This window comes from Massilia sp. GER05, assembly GCF_052056005.1.
Taxonomy (GTDB): Bacteria; Pseudomonadota; Gammaproteobacteria; order Burkholderiales; family Burkholderiaceae_D; genus Telluria; species Telluria orientalis.
This window is the reverse complement of record NZ_CP178858.1, coordinates 471896-494026: the sequence shown is the minus strand read 5'-3', so window position 1 is coordinate 494026 and position 22131 is coordinate 471896. Positions and strand designations below refer to the sequence as shown.

General features: G+C 66.4%; 19 protein-coding genes and 1 pseudogene. 13 read left to right on the top strand and 7 right to left on the bottom strand.

The window, feature by feature from the left end; all coding sequences use genetic code 11:
• Window positions 1-18: 18 nt before the first annotated feature.
• The 4 genes and pseudogenes from ccsB to ACL58G_RS02160 all read left to right on the top strand — a co-directional run bounded on the left by ccsB (window position 19) and on the right by ACL58G_RS02160 (window position 3126).
• Window positions 19-1186, top strand: a pseudogene (ccsB, locus tag ACL58G_RS02175) (c-type cytochrome biogenesis protein CcsB).
• Between the two features lie 120 nt (window positions 1187-1306).
• Window positions 1307-2284 carry a protein-methionine-sulfoxide reductase catalytic subunit MsrP gene (gene msrP / locus ACL58G_RS02170; protein WP_440964918.1) on the top strand — a complete coding sequence of 326 codons (978 nt, stop codon included), beginning with the start codon at window positions 1307-1309 and terminating at the stop codon, window positions 2282-2284.
• A gap of 13 nt (window positions 2285-2297) precedes the next feature.
• Complete coding sequence (locus ACL58G_RS02165; RefSeq protein ID WP_413340186.1) at window positions 2298-2939, top strand: sulfite oxidase heme-binding subunit YedZ; 642 nt, start codon at window positions 2298-2300, stop codon at window positions 2937-2939.
• Between the two features lie 4 nt (window positions 2940-2943).
• Entirely contained in the window at window positions 2944-3126 is a 183-nt protein-coding gene (locus ACL58G_RS02160) for a hypothetical protein (RefSeq protein ID WP_036239466.1), read from the top strand.
• 149 nt (window positions 3127-3275) lie between these two features.
• Here the strand turns inward: ACL58G_RS02160 and lysA are convergent, their stop codons facing one another.
• Window positions 3276-4547 carry a diaminopimelate decarboxylase gene (lysA, locus tag ACL58G_RS02155; RefSeq protein ID WP_440964915.1) on the bottom strand — a complete coding sequence of 424 codons (1272 nt, stop codon included), beginning with the start codon at window positions 4545-4547 and terminating at the stop codon, window positions 3276-3278.
• An 11-nt stretch (window positions 4548-4558) separates the two neighbouring features.
• Window positions 4559-4834, bottom strand: coding sequence for an LPS translocon maturation chaperone LptM (gene lptM, locus ACL58G_RS02150; RefSeq protein WP_229412148.1), 276 nt, complete (start codon window positions 4832-4834; stop codon window positions 4559-4561).
• A 41-nt stretch (window positions 4835-4875) separates the two neighbouring features.
• Here lptM and cyaY point away from each other — a divergent pair, with 41 nt between their 5' ends.
• The gene (gene cyaY / locus ACL58G_RS02145) at window positions 4876-5205 is read left to right on the top strand and encodes an iron donor protein CyaY (RefSeq protein ID WP_056126539.1); all 330 of its coding nucleotides are present in this window, start codon (window positions 4876-4878) and stop codon (window positions 5203-5205) included.
• 35 nt (window positions 5206-5240) lie between these two features.
• Here cyaY and ACL58G_RS02140 read toward each other — a convergent pair whose 3' ends face one another.
• Together ACL58G_RS02140 and ACL58G_RS02135 are read right to left on the bottom strand one after the other, a co-directional pair.
• Entirely contained in the window at window positions 5241-5834 is a 594-nt protein-coding gene (locus ACL58G_RS02140; RefSeq protein WP_413386159.1) for a PEP-CTERM sorting domain-containing protein, read from the bottom strand.
• Window positions 5835-5992: 158 nt separating this feature from the next.
• Window positions 5993-8344, bottom strand: coding sequence for a penicillin-binding protein 1A (locus tag ACL58G_RS02135; protein WP_440964912.1), 2352 nt, complete (start codon window positions 8342-8344; stop codon window positions 5993-5995).
• A gap of 298 nt (window positions 8345-8642) precedes the next feature.
• On the opposite strand from ACL58G_RS02135, the gene ACL58G_RS02130 reads away from it, so the two are divergent.
• The 8 genes from ACL58G_RS02130 to ACL58G_RS02095 all read left to right on the top strand — a co-directional run bounded on the left by ACL58G_RS02130 (window position 8643) and on the right by ACL58G_RS02095 (window position 18567).
• Window positions 8643-9716, top strand: a complete 1074-nt coding sequence (locus ACL58G_RS02130; RefSeq protein WP_440964910.1) for a pilus assembly protein PilM — start codon at window positions 8643-8645, stop codon at window positions 9714-9716.
• On the top strand, window positions 9716-10345 hold the full coding sequence (locus ACL58G_RS02125; protein ID WP_440964909.1) for a PilN domain-containing protein: 630 nt from the start codon (window positions 9716-9718) through the stop codon (window positions 10343-10345). Before ACL58G_RS02130 ends, ACL58G_RS02125 begins: the two co-directional genes overlap by 1 nt.
• Window positions 10342-11010 (top strand): type 4a pilus biogenesis protein PilO, encoded by a 669-nt coding sequence (locus ACL58G_RS02120; RefSeq protein ID WP_413386163.1) that lies wholly within the window; start codon window positions 10342-10344, stop codon window positions 11008-11010. Before ACL58G_RS02125 ends, ACL58G_RS02120 begins: the two co-directional genes overlap by 4 nt.
• Window positions 11007-11546, top strand: coding sequence for a pilus assembly protein PilP (locus ACL58G_RS02115; RefSeq protein ID WP_440964908.1), 540 nt, complete (start codon window positions 11007-11009; stop codon window positions 11544-11546). The genes ACL58G_RS02120 and ACL58G_RS02115 overlap by 4 nt, the downstream gene beginning before the upstream one ends.
• On the top strand, window positions 11543-13696 hold the full coding sequence (gene pilQ, locus ACL58G_RS02110) for a type IV pilus secretin PilQ (RefSeq protein WP_440964907.1): 2154 nt from the start codon (window positions 11543-11545) through the stop codon (window positions 13694-13696). The genes ACL58G_RS02115 and pilQ overlap by 4 nt, the downstream gene beginning before the upstream one ends.
• Window positions 13697-13721: 25 nt before the next feature.
• Window positions 13722-15701 (top strand): hypothetical protein, encoded by a 1980-nt coding sequence (locus ACL58G_RS02105; protein ID WP_440964905.1) that lies wholly within the window; start codon window positions 13722-13724, stop codon window positions 15699-15701.
• Window positions 15702-15817: 116 nt separating this feature from the next.
• Window positions 15818-17431: a bifunctional shikimate kinase/3-dehydroquinate synthase AroKB gene (gene aroKB, locus ACL58G_RS02100; RefSeq protein WP_440967939.1), complete on the top strand. Its 1614-nt coding sequence runs from the start codon at window positions 15818-15820 to the stop codon at window positions 17429-17431.
• Window positions 17428-18567, top strand: coding sequence for a deoxyguanosinetriphosphate triphosphohydrolase (locus ACL58G_RS02095; protein WP_440964903.1), 1140 nt, complete (start codon window positions 17428-17430; stop codon window positions 18565-18567). The genes aroKB and ACL58G_RS02095 overlap by 4 nt, the downstream gene beginning before the upstream one ends.
• 3 nt (window positions 18568-18570) lie before the next feature.
• Here ACL58G_RS02095 and ACL58G_RS02090 read toward each other — a convergent pair whose 3' ends face one another.
• The 3 genes from ACL58G_RS02090 to ACL58G_RS02080 form a co-directional block, all read right to left on the bottom strand.
• Window positions 18571-18939, bottom strand: coding sequence for a VOC family protein (locus tag ACL58G_RS02090; RefSeq protein WP_440964901.1), 369 nt, complete (start codon window positions 18937-18939; stop codon window positions 18571-18573).
• 142 nt (window positions 18940-19081) lie between these two features.
• Complete coding sequence (gene mutY, locus ACL58G_RS02085) at window positions 19082-20191, bottom strand: A/G-specific adenine glycosylase (protein WP_440964900.1); 1110 nt, start codon at window positions 20189-20191, stop codon at window positions 19082-19084.
• A gap of 3 nt (window positions 20192-20194) precedes the next feature.
• Window positions 20195-22129, bottom strand: coding sequence for a dynamin family protein (locus tag ACL58G_RS02080; protein ID WP_440964898.1), 1935 nt, complete (start codon window positions 22127-22129; stop codon window positions 20195-20197).
• Between the last annotated feature and the right edge of the window lie 2 nt (window positions 22130-22131).

Below are 22131 nucleotides of genomic sequence, written 5' to 3'. Positions count from 1 at the left end.
AGGAAACAGGAGACACCCATGGACATTTCATCCGCATCGCAAGCGCAAGGCGCGGCGTACACCCGCCCGCCGGGCTTCTTCAAGCGCCTCACGGCCATCGACTGGCTGTTCGGCGCCGGCCTGCTGACCGCCGCGCTGTACGCGCTGAGCCGTTTCGGCGCCTACATGGACATCTACGAGCGGGCGATCCTGGTGCTGGCCGCGCCGACGTTCGCCTTCGTCGGCTGGACCTTCAAGCCGGTACGCTGGCTGATGCCGCTCGTCGCGCTGCTGGCGCTGTGGGCGGTGCAATTGTACGGCGGCTCGCTCGATGCCGCGAACCAGAAATTTTTCCTGAAATACATGCTGTCGAGCCAGTCCGCGATCCTGTGGATGAGCGCGCTGTTCGTGTTCTCGACCGTGTTCTACTGGCTCGGTTTGCTCACGCGTTCGCCGTTCGGCGGCAGCGTCGGCTCCAAGCTGTGCTGGGCCGCCGTCGTGCTCGGCTTTACGGGCATGATGGTGCGCTGGTACGAGTCGTACCTCATCGGGACCGACGTCGGCCACATCCCCGTGTCGAACCTGTACGAAGTGTTCATCCTGTTTTCGATGATCACGGCGATGTTCTACCTGTACTACGAACAGCGTTACCAGACGCGCCAGTTGGGCCCGTTCGTGCTGCTCGTGATCTCGGCCGCCGTCGGCTTCCTGCTGTGGTACACGGTCGCGCGCGATGCCGCCGAGATCCAGCCGCTCGTGCCCGCGCTGCAGAGCTGGTGGATGAAGATCCACGTGCCGGCGAATTTCATCGGCTACGGCACGTTCGCACTCGCGGCGATGGTCGGCTCGGCCTACCTGCTGAAGTCGCACGGCATCCTGGCCGACCGCCTGCCGTCCCTGGAAGTGCTGGACGACGTGATGTACAAGGCGATCTCCGTCGGCTTCGCGTTCTTCACCGTCGCCACGATCCTGGGCGCGCTGTGGGCGGCCGAGGCGTGGGGCGGCTACTGGTCGTGGGACCCGAAAGAGACGTGGGCGCTGATCGTTCTGGCTGAACTACGCGGCGTGGCTGCACATGCGCCTGATGTCCGGCCTGCGCGGCCGCGCGGCGGCGTGGTGGGCCCTCATCGGCCTCGTCGTGACGACGTTCGCCTTCCTGGGCGTGAACATGTTCCTGTCGGGCCTGCATTCGTACGGCAAGCTGTAATGTGTTCGATTATGTCCGTTGGCGGCAATTGGTAACAAATCGCCGCCCGGACAACCCGGTGGCGCCAGATGGTGTAACGTTGATATGTCGCGAGAAACATTACATACAGCCGGAGCCGCCATGTTGATCAGAAAAAATCCGAACGGCATCGATTTGCCGTTCCCGTCCGAAATCACGCCGCGCGAGGTCTACGAAGGCCGGCGCGCGTTCCTCGCCAAGGTTGCGGCCTCGGCCGTCGTCGGCTCGTCGCTGTGGGAAATGGCCACCCGCGAGGCATTCGCGCAGGGCACCGTGCAGAAACTGCCGGCCACGCGCAACCCGGCCTTTTCGACGAACGAGAAGCAGACCTCGTTCGAAGACGCGACCCACTACAACAATTTCTACGAATTCGGCACGGACAAGGCCGACCCGGCCGCCAACGCGCATACGCTGCGCACGCGACCGTGGACCGTGCAGATCGAAGGCGAAGTCAAGAAGCCGCAAACGATCGACCTCGACCGCCTGGTAAAACTGGCGCCGCTGGAAGAGCGGATCTACCGCCTGCGCTGCGTGGAGGGCTGGTCGATGGTGATTCCGTGGGTCGGCTATTCGCTCTCGAGCCTGATCCGCCAGGTCGAACCGACGAGCAACGCGAAATACATCGAATTCACGAGCCTGGCCGACCGCAGCCAGATGCCGGGCGTAAAAAGCCGCGTGCTGGAATGGCCGTACGTGGAAGGCTTGCGGATGGACGAGGCGATGCACCCGCTCACCCTGCTGACGGTCGGCATGTACGGCCAGGTGCTGCCGAACCAGAACGGCGCGCCCGTGCGCATCGTCGTGCCGTGGAAATACGGCTTCAAGTCGGCGAAATCCATCGTCAGGATCCGCTTCCTGCGCGACCAGCCGCGCACGGCGTGGAACGGCATCGCGCCCGACGAATACGGCTTTTATTCGAACGTGAACCCGAACGTCGACCACCCGCGCTGGTCGCAGGCGACCGAGCGGCGCATCGGCGAGGGCGGCCTGTTCACGCCCAAGCGCAAGACGCTGCTGTTCAACGGCTATAACGAGGTCGCCTCGCTGTACACGGGCATGGATCTCAAGAAAAATTTCTGAGCCGGGGGCTGTCATGGCATTCAACCCGAGCTCGACGCAGTTCAAGGCCCTGAAGGCGGTCATCTTCGTGCTGGCGCTGCTGCCGTTCCTGCGCATGGCGTGGCTGACGGCGGCCGGGGTGCCCGTCGACCCGGTCGAATTCCTCACGCACGGCAGCGGCGACTGGGCCCTGTACCTGCTGTGCGCGACGCTCGCCATCACGCCGCTGCGCCGCCTGACGGGCTGGAACTGGGTCGTACGACTGCGGCGCATGGCGGGCCTGTTCACGTTCTTCTACGCGTTCATGCACTTCATGACGTTCCTGTGGTTCGACCATTTCTTCGACGTGGCCGCCATGTGGAAGGACGTGCTGAAGCGCCCGTTCATCACGGTGGGTTTCGCCGCCTTCGTGCTGCTGATCCCGCTGGCCGTGACGAGCACCAATGCGATGATCAGGCGGCTCGGCCGCAACTGGGCCCTGCTGCACAAGGTGATCTACGTGATCGCGCCGCTGGCGATCCTGCACTACTGGTGGATGAAGGCGGGCAAGCACAACTTCGAGCAGCCCATCGTGTGGGGCAGCGTCGTCGGCGTGTTGCTGCTGTTGCGCGTGTGGTGGAGCCTCAGCCGCACGCGTGCCGAAAAACGTATTACACCTGCTTCCGTGCGATCATGACGACATGAAGTGGCCCCTCGCGCTGGTGATCGTCGTCGTATTGGCCCTCGTGCTCGTATTCGGCATGGGGCGGCCGCGCTATGGCCTGCTCGAACGCTGTCTCGACCTGGGCGGTCGCTGGAACGAGCAGGCTGCCGCGTGCGCGGCGCAGATGTGGCCGGACGACCGGTCCAGGGGGCGGGAATGATCGGCCGGTTGTGACCTGTTGCCGGCGTCCGCGTGGGCGGGGGCCGCCCACCCTACGTCAACCGGACAATGCGCAGTAGGGTGGGCACCCGTGCCCACGCGTAACGTTCGCGTGATGCCGGCGTTACGCGTGGGCGGGGGCCGCCCACCCTACACGATGGTCTCGAGCGCGAACAGGTCCGCCGGATTCTCGCGGCGGCGGATGACATGCACCTGGTCCCCGTCGACGAGCACTTCGGCCGCACGGCCGCGCGTGTTGTAGTTCGACGCCATCGTGAAGCCATAGGCACCGGCCGCCATCATGGCCAGCACGTCGCCCGGCTCGACGGCCAGCGCGCGGTCACGGGCGAGCCAGTCGCCCGATTCGCACACGGGGCCCACGAGGTCGTAGGTCACCGCGCTGCTATCGCGCTGCACGACCGGCTTGACGTCCATCCAGGCCTGGTACAAGGTCGGACGGGCCATGTCGTTCATGGCGGCGTCGACGACGCAGAAGTTCTTTTCCTCGCCCGGCTTGAGGAATTCGACGGACATCAGCAGCACGCCCGTGTTGCCCACGATGGAGCGGCCCGGCTCGAAAATCACCTTGATCGGCTGCCCACCGTGCTTCTCCGCGCGCCACGCGTCCACGCGCGCGAACACGCGCTCGACGTAATGCGAGATCGGTACCGGCGAGTCCTCGCCCGTGCCATAGTCGATGCCCAGGCCGCCGCCCACGTCCACGTGGTGCAGGTGGATGCCCTCGGCCGCCAGTGCGTCGATCAGTTCGATCAGCTTGTCCAGCGCTTCCAGCAGCGGCGCGTCGTCCAGCAGCTGCGAGCCAATGTGGCAGTCGATGCCGACGACGTCCAGGTGCGGCAGCTGCGCTGCGGTGCGGTAGGTGTCCAGCGCGTCCGAGAACGCGACGCCGAATTTGCTCGCCTTCAGGCCGGTGGCGATGTACGGGTGGGTCTTCGGGTCGACGTTCGGGTTCACGCGCAGCGAGATGGGCGCGCGCTTGCCCATGCGGCCGGCGACTTCGTTGATGCGGTGCAGTTCGGGAATCGACTCGACGTTGAAGCACAGGATGCCTTTTTCCAGCGCCAGCGCGATTTCGGCCGCCGTCTTGCCGACGCCCGAGAAGATGACCTTGCCCGGGTCGCCGCCGGCCGCGATCACGCGCAGCAGTTCGCCGCCCGACACGATGTCGAAGCCGGCGCCCTGGCGCGCGAGCAGGTCGAGGATGGCCAGGTTGGAGTTCGCCTTCATCGCATAGCAGACCAGCGCGTCGCGGCCCGCGCACGGGCGCGCGTAGCCGGCGAAGTTTTCCAGCAACTGGGCTTTCGAGTAGACGTAGGTCGGGGTGCCGTGTTCGGTGGCGATCCTGGACAGGGGAACGCGTTCGGCGTGCAGGACGCCGTCTTGATAAGTGAAGTGAGACATGAAATCGGTGCTTACTGTTGGGTGGCCGGCGGCGTCTGGTTGTTCGCTTCGGTATTGTTCGCATTCGAACCGGCGGCGGGGACGGTCACGCCGGCAGCGGGTGCCGGCGGGGAGATCTGGACCGCCGGAGTGGCCGTGTTCGTGGTGGTGCCGGCCGGGGCGGCGCTGGTAGGCGCGGCTCCGGGACGGGCGGGGGGCTTGGGCATGTAGAGCGGACCGGTCTGGCCGCAGGCCGACAGCGCCATCAGGGTCGCCAGGCTTGTCAGGAGCGCAAATGGGGACTTCACGATTAGAATCACGGTTTGATTAGCAGACCTTGGAGTGTAGCATGACCGAATCCGAATTTTTGGCCCTGGCCGAGTCCACCCTGAACGACATCGAGCAGGCATTCGACCGCCTGTTCGAGCAGGATATCGTCGACGTCGAGTGCAAGCGCAGCGGCAACGTGCTCGAGATCGAGTTCGTCGACAACGGCTCGAAAATCATCGTCAACAGCCAGGCGCCGTTGCAGGAAATGTGGATCGCCGCCCGCGCCGGCGGCTTCCACTACAAGCGCGTGGGCGACGAGTGGCGCAATACGCGCGACGACACGGAGTTCTTCACGTCGCTGTCCGACTTCGCCACCCAGCAGGGCGGCGCGCCGGTCAAGCTGCGCTGACGGCGAAAAAAAGCCGGCGGGCGCCGGCTTCCAGGTCAGGCCAGCGTGGCCTGCTTGCCGCGCTGGCGGCGCCGCTGCGCGAAGCCCAGCGCGCCGATGGCCATCAGTGCGATCGACGCCGGTTCCGGCACGGCCGCGGTGTCGATGAACTGCGTGTTGTCCTGCTGGGAGGCGAACAGGTTCAGCAGCTGGATAGGACCGTTCGCGCTGACGATCGTCGCCGTGAAGGTCAGGGTATCCCAGGTCAGCGGAGGCAGGCTGTAGAGGGGCAGGCGCACGTCGGAGCAGCATCCCGCCGCGTTGTTCACGGTTCCGGACAGGACGCTGAGTCCGCCCAGCGAGAAGTCGTAGGTGGCATCCTCGGTGAGCTGGCCGCTGCCGTTCCACATCTGGTAATTGAAAAAGAATCCCCCGGTGGTCTTGAACGCCTTGTTGGCGGGGGCGTTGACCGTCACCGTCAACGAATCGCCCACAAAGAGCGTCGCGCCGACGTCGCCCGTCCCGGACAGGATCGAGAAACTGGGCGCCGTCGCGGTGTAGGCCACCGAATACACGGTCGCGTTGGCGGACTGTACCGAAAAGATGCCGGAAAGAAGAGCGAAAGCGATTGCAGGTATTTTTTTGATCATGTTATTGGCTCCCCAGGAAAGGACAGTGTTGGACGTCGGCTTCCTGTTGAGCAATCTTCATGCCATTTTGCAATGCAAACGCTTTGCCTTTTAGAAACAACAACTTGAACGAACAGTGTTCCAAGCGAGCAATTCAACTGTAAAGACTTCCGACAGTTTCAGAACAACTCGTTGCGCACGGCGTCGCGCGACTTCTGCTCGGCCGCCGGGGCCACCGGCCCCACGTCCAGCGACTGCACGCCCGTGCCCGGCGGATTCTCGGCGTAATAGTACTCGTCGCCGTACTGCACGAGCCCCGGCGGCACCGGACGCTCGACCACCGGCTCGGACTTGAGCGCCTTTTGCATGAAGCCGATCCAGATCGGCAGCGCCAGGCCGCCGCCCGTTTCCCTGTTGCCCAGGTTGCGCGGCTGGTCGTAGCCGATCCACGCGATGCCCACCAGGTGCGGCTGGTAGCCGGCGAACCACGCGTCGATCGAATCGTTCGTCGTCCCCGTCTTGCCCGCGATGTCCGTGCGCTTCAGCACCTGCGATGCCTTCGCCGCCGTGCCGTAGCGGGCCACGTCCTTCAGCATGCTGTCCATCAGCCACGCATTGCGCTCGTCGATGACGCGGTTCGCTTCGACGCCGGCGCGGTCCGGACGCGCTTCCGACAACACCTTGCCGTCGGCATCCGTCACCTTGGAGATGATGTAGGGGCTGATGCGGTAGCCGCCGTTGGCGAACACCGAATAGGCGCCGGCCATCTGCAGCGGCGTCGTCGCACCCGCGCCCAGCGCGAGCGTCAGGTACGGCGGGTTCTTGTCCGGATCGAAGCCGAAGCGCGTCGCGTATTCCTGGCCGTAGCGGGCGCCGATCTTGTTCAGGATGCGGATCGAGATCATGTTCTTCGACTTGGTCAGGCCGCGCCGCATCGTCATCGGGCCTTCGTACTTGTTGTCGTAGTTCTTCGGTTCCCACGCCTGGCCGCCCGTCGCACCCGCGTCGAACGAGATCGGCGCATCGTTGATCAGGGTGGCGGGCGAGAAGCCGCGCTCCAGCGACGCCGAATAGATGAACGGCTTGAACGACGATCCCGGCTGGCGCCACGCCTGCGTCACGTGGTTGAACTTGCTGCGGTTGAAGTCGAAGCCGCCCACCAGCGCGCGGATCGCGCCGTCGTCCGGGCTCACCGCGATGAAGGCGGATTCCACTTCCGGCATCTGCGTGATGCGCCATGACGAATCGTCGTCCTGCATGACGCGGATGACGGCGCCGCGGCGCAGGCGCCGGGTCTCGGCCGCCTTCGGTGACAGCCAGTCCCGGGCGAACGCCAGGCCGGCACCCGTCATCGTGATGTCCTCGCCGGACGCCAGCACCGCCTTCACCTGCGTGGGCGACGCCGCCATCACGACTGCCGCGACGATGCCGTCCGAATCCGGATGCTCGGCCAGCTCCGCCTCGATCGCTTCGTCGGCTTCGCCCTTGGCGGACGGGATCTCGATGTATTTTTCCGGGCCGCGGTACGGGTGGCGGCGCTCGTAGTCCATCACGCCGCGGCGCAGCGCGAGGTAGGCGGCGTCCTGGTCGGCCTTGGTGATCGTCGTGAACACGTTCAGGCCGCGCGTATAGGTGTCTTCCTTGAACTGCTCGTACACGAGCTGGCGCGCCATCTCGGCCACGTATTCCGCATGCACGCCGAACGCCGTGCTGTCCATCTTGATCTTAAGTTCCTCGTTCTTCGCCTGTTCGTACTGGGCGTCGGTGATGTAGCGCAGGTCGTGCATGCGCTGCAGGATGTACTGCTGGCGCACGCGCGCGCGCTTCGGATTGACGACCGGGTTGTACGCGGACGGCGCCTTCGGCAGGCCGGCCAGCATCGCCGCTTCCGCGACCGAGATGTCTTTCAGATCCTTGCCGAAGTAGATCTGCGCGGCCGACGAGAAGCCGAACGCGCGCTGGCCCAGGTAGATCTGGTTCATGTAAACCTCGAGGATCTGGTCCTTGGTGAGGTTCTTTTCGATCTTGTACGCGAGCAGGGCCTCGTACGCCTTGCGCTTGAGGGTCTGCTCCGACGACAGGAAGAAGTTGCGGGCCACCTGCTGCGTGATGGTGGACGCGCCCTGGCGCGCGCCGCCGGTGGCGTTGTGGATGGCCGCGCGCAGGATGCCCCAGTAGTCCACGCCGCCGTGTTCGTAGAAGCGGTCGTCCTCGATGGACAGCACGGCCTTCTTCATCACGTCCGGGATGTCCTTGAAGTGGACGAGGGTGCGGCGCTCCTCGCCGAATTCGCCGATCAGGACGTTATCGGCCGTGAAGATCCGCAGCGGCATCTTGGGCCGGTAGTCGGTCAGGGTGTCGAGGGCGGGCAGGTTCGGGTACGCCATCGCCAGCGCGAACACGACCACGAGCACCCCGCAGACGGCCAGACCGGCCAGCGTGGCGAGGAGGGTCAGGAGGATGCGCTTGGGTGTGTGCTTCGGCGAAGGAGACTGCGGCGCGGGGCTGGCCCCGTTTTGGGATGCTTTCATGCGTAATGTCGGTCGCTTTATTGATCCATTTCATTATAAGTCACGCTTGTATCTGAGGCACGGCGTGACAAGCGGACAATAGGTGTGAAAACAGAGGCAAGATTGATTGATATCAGAGTGAAAGGAGTGTCGTTTTCATGCTGCGCACTATTATGTTCCCGTGTAGAAATTTCTTGTCCTCATACATCAGTATTGCTACGATTCAATACCGTGCCTGATATATATGCACTGTATTTCTACCATTTCAACAGTTCCCCAAGCGGGCGTTCAAAGAAGCAGCAGATAGGGGAGTGCGCTCGTGATCAGTCTAGGTTCCTTGTTCGGACAAAAGAGCCCGCCGCTCGTCGGGCTCGACATCAGTACGTCCGGCGTGCGCCTGGTCGAGTTGTCCGACGGCGGCAAGGGTGAGTTGCGGCTGGAGCGCCATGCGGCGGAACCGCTGCCGCGCGGCGCCGTCGTCGACGGCAACATCGAGAACATCGACGCGGTGTCGGACGCCGTGCGCCGCGTCGTGCAGAGGAGCGGCACCCGCATCAAGCACGTGGCGCTCGGCATGCCGCCGGCCGCCGTCATCACCAAGAAGATCATCCTGCCGGCCGGCCTGCCGGAAGACCAGCTCGAAGTGCAGGTCGAGTCCGAGGCCAGCCAGTACATCCCGTTCGCGCTGGACGAGGTCAGCCTCGACTTCGACGTGATCGGCCCCGTCGCCAGTTCGCCCGAGGACATGGAAGTGATGCTGGCCGCCGCGCGCCGCGAAAAGGTCGAGGACCGCGTGGCCATCGCCGAAGCGGCCGGGCTCACGGCCACCGTGATGGACATCGAATCGTACGCCGCCCGCGCCGCGCTGCAGCGCCTCCTCGACAACGACAACGGTCCGCGCGACCGCATCGTCGCGCTGTTCCAGATCGGCGCCAACGCGACCCACGTCTCCGTGCTGCAGAACGGCGACACCGTCTACGAGCGCGAGCAGCCGTTCGGCGGCGTGCAGCTCACGCAGGACGTCGTGCGCGCCTACGGCCTGTCGTTCGAGGAAGCGGAAACGCGCAAGAAGACGGGCGACCTGCCGGACAACTACCGCGCCGACCTGCTGGCGCCCTGGCTCGAAAACGCCGCGCTGGAAGTCACGCGCGCGATCCAGTTCTTCTACACGTCGACGCCGTACACGCGCATCGACCAGATCGTCCTCGCCGGCGGCAGCGCCCAGTTGCCCGGCCTGCCCGACATCATCGCGGGCCGCACGCGCATCGCGACCTCCGTCGTGGCGCCGTTCGCCGGCATGCAGCTGGCTCCCGCCGTGCGCGAGCAGCAGCTGCGCACGGACGGTCCCGGCTATCTCGTCGCCTGCGGCCTGGCACTGCGGAGGTTCGGCTGATGATCCGCATTAACCTGCTCCCGCACCGGGAAGCGAAGCGCAAGCAGAAACAGGCTGCGTTCATCGCGTTGCTGGCGCTGGGCGGCCTGGTCGGCGTCGCGCTCGTGCTGCTCGTCGGCGCGTACAACGCCAGCCGCATCGCCACGCAGAACGAACGCAACCTGGTGCTCAAGAACGCCAACGCGGAACTGGACAAGAAGATCGGCAAGATCGCCAGCCTGAAGGCCGAGATCGAGGCGCTGAAGGCGCGCCAGCAGGCCGTCGAGGACTTGCAGGGCGACCGCAACCAGCCCGTCTACCTGCTCGACGAACTGGTGCGCCAGACGCCGGACGGCGTGTACCTGAAAAGCTTCAAGCAGGACGGCCAGCGCGTGCTGCTGAACGGCTATGCGCAGTCGCAGGAGCGCGTGGCGGAGCTGCTGCGCAACCTGTCCGGCAGCTCGCCGTGGCTGGAGCGCCCGGACCTGACCGAGGTGCGCGCGGCCACGCTCGCGCAGAGCAAGACCGGCCGCAAGGTCGTCGAATTCACGTTGAACGTCGCGATCAAGCGCGCCCGCGCCGAGGACGACGACAAGGACGCCAGGCCGTCCACGACAAAATCGGGTAACAGCGCGGGCACCAAGTCATGAACATCGATCTGAAACAGTCTTTCGCCGACCTGGCCGCCCAGTTCGAGGGCCTGCAGGGACGCCATCCCGGCCTGTGGCCGCTGGCGCCGCGCCTGTTGTGCGCGGCCGGCGTGATGGCGGCCGTCCTCGGCCTCGGCTACTTCTTTTACTGGAGCGGCCAGTTCGAGGAGCAGGCCGCTCTGGCCGCGCAGGAACTCAAGCTGCGCGACGACTACAAGGTCAAGATGGCGCAGGCGATCAACCTGGACGCGCTGGAAGCCCAGCAGCAGCAGGTGAACCGCTACGTCGAGCGCCTGGAAAAGCAGTTGCCGAGCAAGGCCGAGATGGCCGCGCTGCTGTCCGACATCAACCAGGCCGGCATCGGCCGCGGCCTGCAGTTCGAACTGTTCAAGCCGGGCCAGGTCGTCGTCAAGGATTACTACGCCGAGCTGCCGATCGACATCAAGGTCACGGGCCACTACCACGACATCGGCGAATTCGCGGCCGACATGGCCAGGATGCCCCGCATCGTCACCCTGAACAACCTGGCGCTCACCGCCGGCAAGGACGGCACGCTGTCGCTCGACGCGATCGCCAAGACCTTCCGCTACCTCGACCAGGACGAACTGGATGCGCAGGCCAAGGCCCGCAAGGCGAAGAAGACCGCCAAGAAGGGGAAGGCATGAGCCCGCGCATCGCGATCGGCGCCCTGATGGCGACCCTGCTGCTGGCCGGCTGCGGCGATTCCGACGTGCGCGAAGTGCGCGACTGGATGGAACAGGTCAAGCGCGACACGCGCCCGGCCGTGAAGCCGCTGCCCGAGCCGAAGGACTTCCTGCCTTACGCGTACGGCGCGAAGGATGCCGTCGACCCGTTCGATGCGAACAAGCTGCTGGGCGAACTGGCCCGCACGGCCGCGACGTCGAACAACCCGAACCAGCCGGACCTGCAGCGCCCGCGCGAGCAGCTGGAGACCTTCCCGCTCGACACCATGCAGATGGTCGGCACGATGGAAAAGGGCGGCACGCGCTTCGCGCTGCTGCAGATCGAACGCGCGCTGTACCAGGTGAAGGCCGGCCAGCGCATCGGCCAGAACTTCGGCGTCGTGACGCACGTAGGCGAGGACGCCGTGGACATCCGCGAAGTGGTGCAGGACGCCGCCGGAGAATGGACGCAACGCATGACGAAGCTGGAGCTGCAAACCAAGGAGAACCGTAAATGACCCGATTCCTTTCCGCCGCGGGCGGCATGCTGCTGGCGCTTGCCACGGTGTGCGCCTGGGCCCAGGACAACGCGATCGAGTCGATCAGCGCCAACCAGCAGGGCGGCAACGTCGTCGTCCGCGTGGGCATGAAGGCGCCGCCAAAGCAGCTGCCGATCGGCTTTTCGATCACCAACCCGGCCCGCATCGCGCTCGATTTCGGCGCCACCGCCAACGCCACCGGCAAGAACGTCCAGGACATCAACCTGGGCGACGTGCGCGGCGTGAACGTCGTGCAGGCGGGCGAGCGCACGCGTCTCGTGCTGAACCTGAAGCGCGTGCTGAACTACGCGACCGCCGTCGACGGCAAGGATGTCATCGTCACCGTCGAAGGCTCGGGCGCGCCCGCGCGCGCCATCGACGCCGCCGGCGAGCCGGCCCGCGCGGCAAGCGCAGTCCCGGCCAGCCTGCCGCTGCTGCGCGATCTCGATTTCCGCCGCGGCACCCATGGCGAAGGCCGCATCGTCGTCGACCTGCCGAACGGCCAGGTCGCCGTCGACGTGCGCCAGGTCGGCTCGCAGATCCTCGTCGATTTCATGAAAACCGGCGTGCCGCCGACCTTGCGCCGGCGCCTGGACGTGACCGACTTCGGCACGCCCGTGTCGCGCATCACGACGACGACCAAGGGCGAGAACACGCACATGGTCGTCGAAGCGCACGGCAACTGGGAGCAGAGCGTCTACCAGAGCGACACGCAGCTCGTCATCGACGTCAAGCCCGTCAAGGAAGATCCGAACCGGCCGGCCGGCGGCGCAGGCGGCGCGGGCTACCGCGGCGAGAAGCTGTCGTTCAACTTCCAGAACGTCGAGGTGCGCCAGGCGCTGCAGGCGATCGCCGACATCTCGGGCCTGAACATCATCACGAGCGATTCCGTCACCGGCAACCTCACGCTGCGCCTGAAGGACGTGCCGTGGGACCAGGCGCTGGACGTCGTCCTGCAGGCCAAGGGCCTCGACATGCGCAAGAACGGCAACGTGCTGTGGATCGCGCCGAAGGAAGAACTGCTGACCAAGGAAAAACTGGAGCTCGAGCAGAAGGCCCAGATCTCCGACCTGGAACCGCTGCGCTCCGAGATCTTCCAGCTGAACTACCAGAAGGCCGAGTCGTTCCGCACCGTGTTCGGCCTCGACCAGAACGGCGGCGCCAGCGGCGACGGCGGCGGCAAGAACCGCGTGCTGTCCAAGCGCGGCAGCGCCATCATCGACCCGCGCACGAACCAGCTGTTCGTCACGGACATCGCGTCGAAGATCGAAGACATCCGCAAACTGATCCAGAAGACCGACATCGCCACCAGGCAGGTGCTCGTCGAGGCGCGCCTCGTGGAAGCGAACGACGGTTTCTCGCGCAACCTCGGCGCCAAGCTCGGTTTTGCCGACCTGCGCACCTTGCGCGGCGGCGACACCGGCTACCAGGTCAGCGGCAACCAGCGCGTGGCCATCGGCGGCAACCTGACGGGCGTGGGCCAGGTCACGGGCCAGACGCCGGACAAGGGCGACGGCTACACCAACACCACGCTCGTGAACCTGCCGGCGGCCGGCATCAACGGCACGAATGCGCCGTCGATCGCATTCTCCCTGTTCTCGTCGGCGGCGAACCGCTTCCTCAACCTGGAACTGTCCGCGCTGGAAGCGGACGGCAAGGGCAAGATCATCTCCAGCCCGCGCGTGGTCACCGAGGACAACGTCCCGGCCATCATCGAGCAGGGCGTCGAGCTGCCGTACCAACAGGCCACGAGCAGCGGCGCCACGTCGGTCACGTTCAAGAAGGCGAACCTGAAGCTGGAAGTCACGCCGCAGATCACCCCGGACGGCAACGTCGTGCTGGACGTGGACGTGGCCAAGGATTCGAAGGGCGAGGCGACCGCGTCGGGCTTCGCCATCAACACGCAGCACGTGAAGACCAAGGTGATGGTCGAGAACGGCGGCACGGTGGTCCTGGGCGGCATCTACCAGATGACCGAGACCCGCAACGACAACAAGGTGCCGCTGTTCGGCGACATCCCGGTCGTGGGCAATCTGTTCAAGTCGACGTCGCGCCAGAACACCAAGACCGAGCTGCTCGTCTTCATCACGCCGAAGATCGTGGCCGAGCGCCTGCAGAACGGTCATTGACGGAATCATCAACAAGAACCCACACATGAACGACTTCAAGAACGACTCCACGGCGCGCCACGGCATGCGCGTGGCCGGCCTGCTGATGGCCATGGTGCTGACCGCATGCGGCGGCGGCGGCGGCAATCCGGGCGCCGTGAGCGGCGGGACCGGCTCCGGTTCCGGCAGCACGGGGACCGGCGGCACCGGCGGTACCGGCGGCACGACCACCCCTGCGGCGCCCACCGTCTCCGTGGGCTTCACGAACGCGGCCGGCGCGTCGACCAATGCGCTCTCCGGCGCCACGCTGCTGACCGTCAATGCCACCGTGCTGGACGCGGACAAGAAGCCCGTGCCGAACGCGATCGTGACCTTCGCCACCGACAACACGCTGGCCGTGTTCTCGCCGACCGCCGCCACCGCGCTCACGGATGTCAACGGCGTCGCGAAGGTCAGCATGCGCGCCGCCAGCCTGGCCTCCGGCGGCGCGGGCACCGTGACCGCCACGTCGAGCGTCGCCGGCACGACCGTGAGCGGCACCGCGAACTATTCCGTCGGCGCCACCACGCTGACGTTCGGCACCCTGTCCGCCAGCCCGGCCAGCATCCAGGCCTACGGTTCGACCGTGCTGTCGGTCGACGTGCTGAACGGTTCCAGCAAGTACACGGACCAGCAGGTCAACGTCAGTTTCAGCTCCGCGTGCGTCACGGCCGGCAAGGCAACGCTGGCCGCGACCGTGCCGACCAATAACGGCACCGTGCAGACGGTCTACCGCGACAAGGGCTGCGCCAACAACGACATCATCACCGTGACGGCCGCCGGCATCGCCAAGTCGGCGTCGGCCACGCTGGCGATCGCGCCGCCGGCCGCCGCGTCGGTGCAGTTCGTGGGCGCCACGCCGACCACGCAATCGATCGTCGTGCGCGGCAACGGCGGCAACGGCCGCACCGAAACCGCGATCCTGACGTACAAGGTCGTCGACATCTTCGGCAATCCGCTGGCCGGCCAGCGCGTGGACTTCACGCCGGTGCCCGCGGGCGCCGACGTCGTCATCAACAAGGCCAGCGACACGACCGATGCCACCGGCAGCGTGGTCACGACGGTCAACTCGGGCGCGACCCCGACGTCGTTCCGCGTGCAGGCCACGCTGAAGGGCACCGGCACCAACGGCGGTCCGGACATCTCGACCCTGTCCGACTCGATCGTCGTGACGACCGGCCTGCCGGCGCAGCGCGGGTTCTCGCTGAGCTCGGGCTCGTTCAACGTCGAGGGCTGGAGCGTGGACAACCCGTCCGCCACGACCGTGCAGGTGATGGTGGCCGACGCCTTCGGCAACCCGGTCCCGGACGGCACGCCGGTCGTGTTCCAGACGAACATGGGGGCCATCGGCTCGTCCGACAAAGGCGGCTGCAACACCGTCAACGGCGTCTGCTCGGTCGCGTTCCGCACCCAGGCGCCGCGCGTCGCGATCCCGGGCACGCCGGCCACGCCGTGCAACGCCGCCACCCCGGACGCGACCCGCCCCGGCCTGGCCACGATCTGCGCCAGCTCGACGGACGGCACGAATACCGTCTACACCCGGACCGCGATCTTCATGAGCGGCAGCGCCGTCAAATACGTCTACATGGACGCCAGCCCCACGCCGCTGGCGAGCGGCGAGATCGACCTGGGCACCCTGCCGTCCAGTGCGACCAAGAGCTTCCGGCTGCAGTTCAACGACGTGAACAACAACCCGATGCCGGCCAATTCCACGGTCGCGATCACGGGTATGCTCGGCGGCAACGCGGCGCCGGTGGTGCCCGCCACGGTGCCGAGCGTCGCGCCGCACACGAACAGCGCCGTCGACGATCCGACCGGCCTGACGGTGGGCAGCATCCCGCAGGGCTATACGCATTTGTTCAGCGTCGGCAGCACGAGCCCGACCAATTGCACGGGACCGTCCACGGCCAAGTTCAACGTCACGGTCACGACGCCCGCTGGCTCCGTAACCAGTATTCCGTTTAAACTGTCGTTCACCTGCCCATAAGTTTTCTTAAGGGATGCCCAATTGCAACAAAGCGGCCAGGGATATCCTGGCCGTTTTTATTTGAACGCGTACACGTGTCTGACTGTAAGAACAACAACATCTTCCTCGTCGGCCTGATGGGGGCCGGCAAGACCACCATCGGCCGCCTGCTGGCGCGGCGCCTGGACATGACCTTCATCGATTCCGACCACGAGATCGAGGCGCGCACGGGCGCCACGATTCCGTGGATCTTCGAGATCGAGGGCGAGGCCAGCTTCCGCCGCCGCGAAGCCGACGTGATCCGCGAACTCACCGCGCAGAACGGCATCGTGCTGGCGACCGGCGGCGGCGCCGTGCTGAACCCGGCCAGCCGCGCGCTGCTGGCGGAGCGGGGCACCGTGATCTACCTGCGCGCGAGCGTCTCCAGCATCCTCGCGCGCACGGCGCACGACAAGAACCGCCCGCTGCTGCAGACGGCCGACCCGCGCAGGAAGCTGGAAGACCTGACCGCGCAGCGCGAGCCGCTGTACCGCGAGATCGCCGACATGGTCATCGACACGGGCCGACCTAACGTACAATCGATGGTTCAGACAATCCTGGACCAGCTCGACGCGGACAACGCCGCGCGCGAGCAGGCCAACGCAAAGACGACAATGAACGAACAGGCATGCATCTCTCTTAACGTCGAGCTGGGCGACCGCAGCTATCCGATCGCGATCGGACGCGGCCTGCTGGACGATTCTTCTTTACTCAACCGTCACATCGGCGGCAGCGGCAAGGTGGCCATCGTCACCAACACCACCGTCGCCCCGCTGTACCTGGACAAGGTTGCGGGCCCGCTCCGGGCGGCCGGCCGCGAGGTCGTGCCCATCATCCTGCGCGACGGCGAGGAGTTCAAGAACTGGGAGAGCCTGAACGAGGTGTTCGACGCGTTGCTGGCCAACAAGTGCGACCGCAAGACGACCCTCGTGGCGCTGGGCGGCGGCGTGATCGGCGACATGACCGGTTTCGCGGCCGCGACCTACATGCGCGGCGTGCCGTTCGTGCAGATCCCGACCACCTTGCTCGCGCAGGTCGATTCCTCGGTCGGCGGCAAGACGGGCATCAACCACCCGCTGGGCAAGAACATGATCGGCGCGTTCTATCAACCGCGCGCCGTGATCGCCGACACCGCCACGCTCGACACCCTGCCGGACCGCGAGCTGTCGGCCGGCCTGGCGGAAGTCATCAAGCACGGCGCCATCCTCGACGCCCCGTTCTTCGACTGGATCGAGGCGAACATCGGGAAACTGGTGGCGCGCGACCACGCGGCCCTCGCGCACGCGATCGCGCGCTCGTGCGAGATCAAGGCCGACGTCGTCGCCCGCGACGAGCGCGAAGGCGGCCTGCGCGCGGTGCTGAACTTCGGCCACACGTTCGGCCACGCCATCGAGGCGGGCCTGGGCTATGGCGCGTGGCTGCACGGCGAGGCCGTCGGCTGCGGTATGGTGATGGCGGCCGACCTGTCGCGCCGTTTGAACCTCATCGACGACGCCGCGCTCGAGCGCGTGCGCGCGCTCGTGAAGGCGGCCGGGCTGCCGGTCGTCGCGCCGGACCTGGGCATCGAGCGCTGGATCGAGCTGATGGAAGTCGACAAGAAGAACGAGGGCGGCGCCATCAAGTTCATCCTCCTGAAACCGCTGGGCAGCCCGAGCATCACGAACGCGCCGCGCGAACTGCTCGACGCCACGTTGCAGGCCTGCTCGTCATGATCGACTTCGACGCCCACCTGGCTCCCTACGCGGCGCAGTCGTCGAAGAGCCGTGGGCGTCGTCATCCGGAACCGTCGCCCGGCTCGCGCAGCGAATTCCAGCGCGACCGCGACCGCATCATCCACTCGACCGCGTTCCGCCGGCTCGAGTATAAAACCCAGGTCTTCCTGAATCACGAGGGAGATTTATTCCGCACCCGCCTCACGCACTCGATCGAAGTGGCGCAGATCGGGCGCACGCTGGCGCGCAGCCTGCGCCTGAACGAAGACCTCGTCGAAGCGACCGCGCTCGCGCACGACCTCGGGCACACGCCCTTCGGCCACGTCGGCCAGGACGTGCTGAACGACTGCATGAAGGACTACGGCGGCTTCGAGCACAACCTGCAAAGCCTGCGCGTCGTCGACCATCTCGAGGAACACTACGGCGCCTTCGATGGCCTGAACCTCACGTTCGAGACGCGCGAAGGCATCCTGAAGCACTGCTCGCTGACGAACGCGCGCCAGCTGGGAGACCTCGGCCAGCGCTTCATCGACAGGACGCAACCGAGCCTGGAAGCGCAGCTGACGAACCTGGCCGACGAAATCGCGTACAACAACCACGACATCGACGACGGCCTGCGTTCGGGCCTGCTGACGATGAAGCAGATGGAAGAGGTGGATTTGTTCGCGCGCCTGCACCGCGAGGTCGTGCGGCAGTACCCGGGCCTGCAGGGCCGGCGCGAGCTGTACGAGACGATCCGTTTGATGATCACGGCGATGACGGCCGACCTGGCCGCGACGTCGGCCGAGCTGCTGGCGGACGCTTCGCCGCAGAGCATCGAGGACGTGCGTGCCGGTCCGCCTTTGATCCGCTTCTCCCGGAAGATGCGCGAGGAGACGACGGCACTGAAGCGCTTCCTGCACGCGAACCTGTACCGCCACTACCAGGTGAACCGCATGCGCGTGAAGGCGAGTCGCATCGTGCACGAGCTGTTCGACGCCTTCATGACCGATCCCGTGCTGCTGCCGCCGGATTACCAGGTGGCATCCGGCGACACCATGAAACAGGCGCGCAAGATCGCGGATTACATCGCCGGGATGACGGACCGGTATGCGATCAAGGAACACCGGCGCATTTATTCGCTCGATACGTTCTGATGCTCACTCGCCGCGCGCGAACACGCGCAGCCGGTGCCCATCCGGATCGGCCGCGGTGAACGTGTAGCCGAAATCCACCTTGGCCGGGGCCTGCAGGATACGCAGGCCGGCGTCGCGCCACTTGCCGTGCAGCGCATCGACTTGCGCGTCGTCGGTCACGCGGAACGCGAGCTCGCTGCCGCAGCCGTGGAAGTCGGCGGCCGGCACCGCATCGGACTTCGCCCACAGGCCCAGCATGCGGCCATTCTCCAGCGGGAACAGCACGAACGTGGGCGAGCTCTCGACGTGCTGCGCGTCCAGCAGCTTGCCGTACAGGCGTGCGCTGGCGTGCGGATCGGCGACGTAGAGGATGGTGTAGGTCGGGGTCAGCATGGTGTTCTCCTTCATTGGTTGACAGTGCGGCCAGTCTAGGCCGGACCACTGTCAATTCCTGTCAGGAGACAACCGGGGTCAGAGCCCGAATTTGGGCAAAAGCCTAGTGCCAATTTCCAAAAATCGGGCTCTGACCCCGGTGTTAGCTGAACAGCGATGGGGCGGCCAGTTGCCCCAGCAGCTTCTTGATCGGCGCCGGCAGCGGTGCGTCCGCGATGGTCGCCAGGTCCCACCACACGTGGCCCGGCGGCGCCTCGCCGCGCGCCTGAAGGCCGATCCGGTAGGGCTGGATGTGCAGGCGGTAGTGCGTGAAGCCGTGTACCAGCGGCAGCAGCGGTTCGACCTCGGCCACCGTGCCGAACTCGCCGGCGGCGCCGGCCAGCGTCGTCGGCGACACGTCGTCCGCCTCGTCCAGCGCCACGTGGCCATCGTATTCCGGCAGCGACAGCAGGCCGCCCCAGATGCCGGAATCCGGCCGCTGCTGCAGCAGCACCTGGCCGTTGTCGACGACGGCCAGCATCAGCGCGCGCCGCTCCCGCGTCGCCTTCTTCGGCTTCGGCACGGGCAGCACCGAGGTGCGGTCGGTCGCGAATGCCACGCAGCGGTCGCGCAGCGGGCAGCGGTCGCAGTCCGGTTTGCCGCGCGTGCACAGCGTGGCGCCCAGGTCCATCAGGCCCTGCGTGTACGCCTCGATGCCGTCGCCTTCCGGCAGCAGCGCGTCGGCGCGGCGCCACAACGCGTCTTCCACCGGCTTGAGGCCCGGGTATTCGTCGATGCCGAACACGCGCGCGAACACGCGCTTGACGTTGCCGTCCAAAATCGCGGCGCGCGCGCCGGCGGAAAACGCGGCGATGGCGGCAGCCGTCGAGCGGCCGATGCCGGGCAGGTCGGCCAGCAGTGCCGGGTCGCTCGGGAACACGCCGCCGTAGTCGGCAACGACGCGCCTGGCGCACGCGTGCAGGTTGCGCGCCCGCGTGTAGTAACCGAGGCCGCTCCAGTGCGTCATCACGTCTTCCGCCGGCGCGGCGGCGAGGTCGTGCACGGTCGGGAAGCGCTCGAGGAAGCGCGCGTAATAGGCCAGCACCGCCGTCACCTGCGTCTGCTGCAGCATGATCTCGGAGAGCCAGATGCGGTACGCGTCGCGCGTGTTCTGCCAGGGCAGGGCGTGGCGGCCGTGGGCGCGCTGCCAGTCGATGACGGCGCGCGAGAAGCTGGGGTCGGACAGGATTTCGGTGTCGGTGCTGCGTTTCATCTATCAAGCTGCTCGCAATTCGGGCAGGTCGGCGCGCAAGGCGTCCGCGACGCCGCCGGATAAATTCACCAGCCGCGCCTTGACCTGCTCCAGGTCGTGTTGGGCCGCCTCGAAGGCGGCGATTTTCTGTTCCAGGCTGTCGGTGGCTTCCAGGATGCGCTGGATCGATGCCTGGCGGTGGCGCAGCTGGTCGCGGTGCTGGCGGATCTGCGCTTCGAGCGGCGCCATGACCACCTTCAGCCACGCCTCGGCGTCGCCGTTCGCTTCGCGGAACGCGAATTTGATGCGCGACGCGATCGTGTCGAAGAAGCGTTCGAGCAGGGTGCCGCGGATCGTGATGAGCAGGGTCGCCGTGCCGAACTGCTTCACATAGATCGCTTCGATGGCGTCGATCTCGCGGCGGTAGCGTTCCAGCGACAGCGCGGCCGGCAGCGCCAGCGCGAGTCCGTGCTCGGTGGAGAAGCGCCGCACCATCGTCTCCATCATCGCCGCGATCTCGGCGATTTTTGCTTGCGCCGCAGCCAGGCATGCGCGCGCCTGGTCGAAGAAGGTCCGCACCGGCGCGCGCATGCCCGTCGAAAAGCGCGCGGCTTCCATCGCGGCGCGCACGGCCTCGACATGGTCCTGCACGACGTCCATGCCGATGATGGAGTAGAGCTCCGTCGACAAGGTCGTGAACACGGCGCGCGTGCCCTGCAGCTTGAACAGGCTGGCGTCGAATTCCTTCTTTTCCATCTCGACACGGCGCACCATGTGGGCGATCACGCCCTGGTTCTTGCCGCGCAGGCTTTGCAGTTCCTGCAGCTGCTCGACGAGGTCGCGCCCGCGCGCGGCCAGCAGCGCGGACTGGGCGCCCGTCAACGTCGCGAGATCCTCCTGCAGCTGGCGGCGCAGGATGTCCTGGCGCGCCGGGATCAGTTCATGGAACAGCGCCGATTCCAGCGCGCCCATGCGGCTCTTTTCGAACAGGGCGTAATCGCCCGTGATCTTGCCGACGAGGGCCTTTTGCGCGGACACCGGGAACACCTGCGCATCCGCCACGCCCAGCAGGCGCGCGGCGTCGTGCTGCTGGCGCGCGATGGCGGCGTCGTTGTCGTGCGGCCTGCGCAGCTCGTCCCACAATGCGTCGATCTTGTTCAGCACGACGATCCGTCCCGCATTGGACCCGGAATCGGCGTTGATATGGGTGCGCCAGACGTCGATGTCGCTCTTCGTGACGCCCGTCTCGGCGGCCAGGATGAACAGCACGGCGTGCGCGTTCGGGATCAGGTTCAGCGTCAGCTCCGGCTCCGTGCCGATCGCATTCAGGCCCGGCGTGTCGAGGATCACGAGGCCCTGCTGGAGCAGCGGATGCGGCACATTGATCAGCGCATGGCGCCAGCGCGGGATCTCGACGAGGCCGTCCGCGCCCAGGGTCGCCGCGAGGTCGGGATCGTCGGGATCGTACAGGCCGTAGCGCTGCGCTTCGTCCGGCGCGACGCGGCGCGTGAGGCTCACCTGCAGGAAGGTCTCGTGCATGCGCTCCGGCGCGGACAGGTCCAGCGGCAGCACGGTCCACGCATCCGGCACGTCGCGATAGTCGCCCGTCGCGAGGCGCTCGGCGCGGGTCTCGATCGGGAGCAGGCGGATGCAGGGGACGAGCGCCGGCTCCCAGGCGAATTCGGTCGGGCACATCGTCGTGCGGCCGGGGCTCGACGGCACGATGCGCTGGCCGTAGTCGGCAAAGAAGATGGCGTTGATCAGTTCGGATTTACCGCGCGAGAATTCGGCCACGAACGCGACCGACAGGCGGTCGTCGCGCAGCCGTGCGAGCGCACGCGCGACGCGCTGTTCCGCCGCCCCGTCCAGCAGCTCGGCCCCCTGGGCCCAGCCGCGATACGCTTCCAGCGCCTGGGCGACCTGCGCGCGCCAGTACGCGTACTGTTGCAAATCCTGCATAT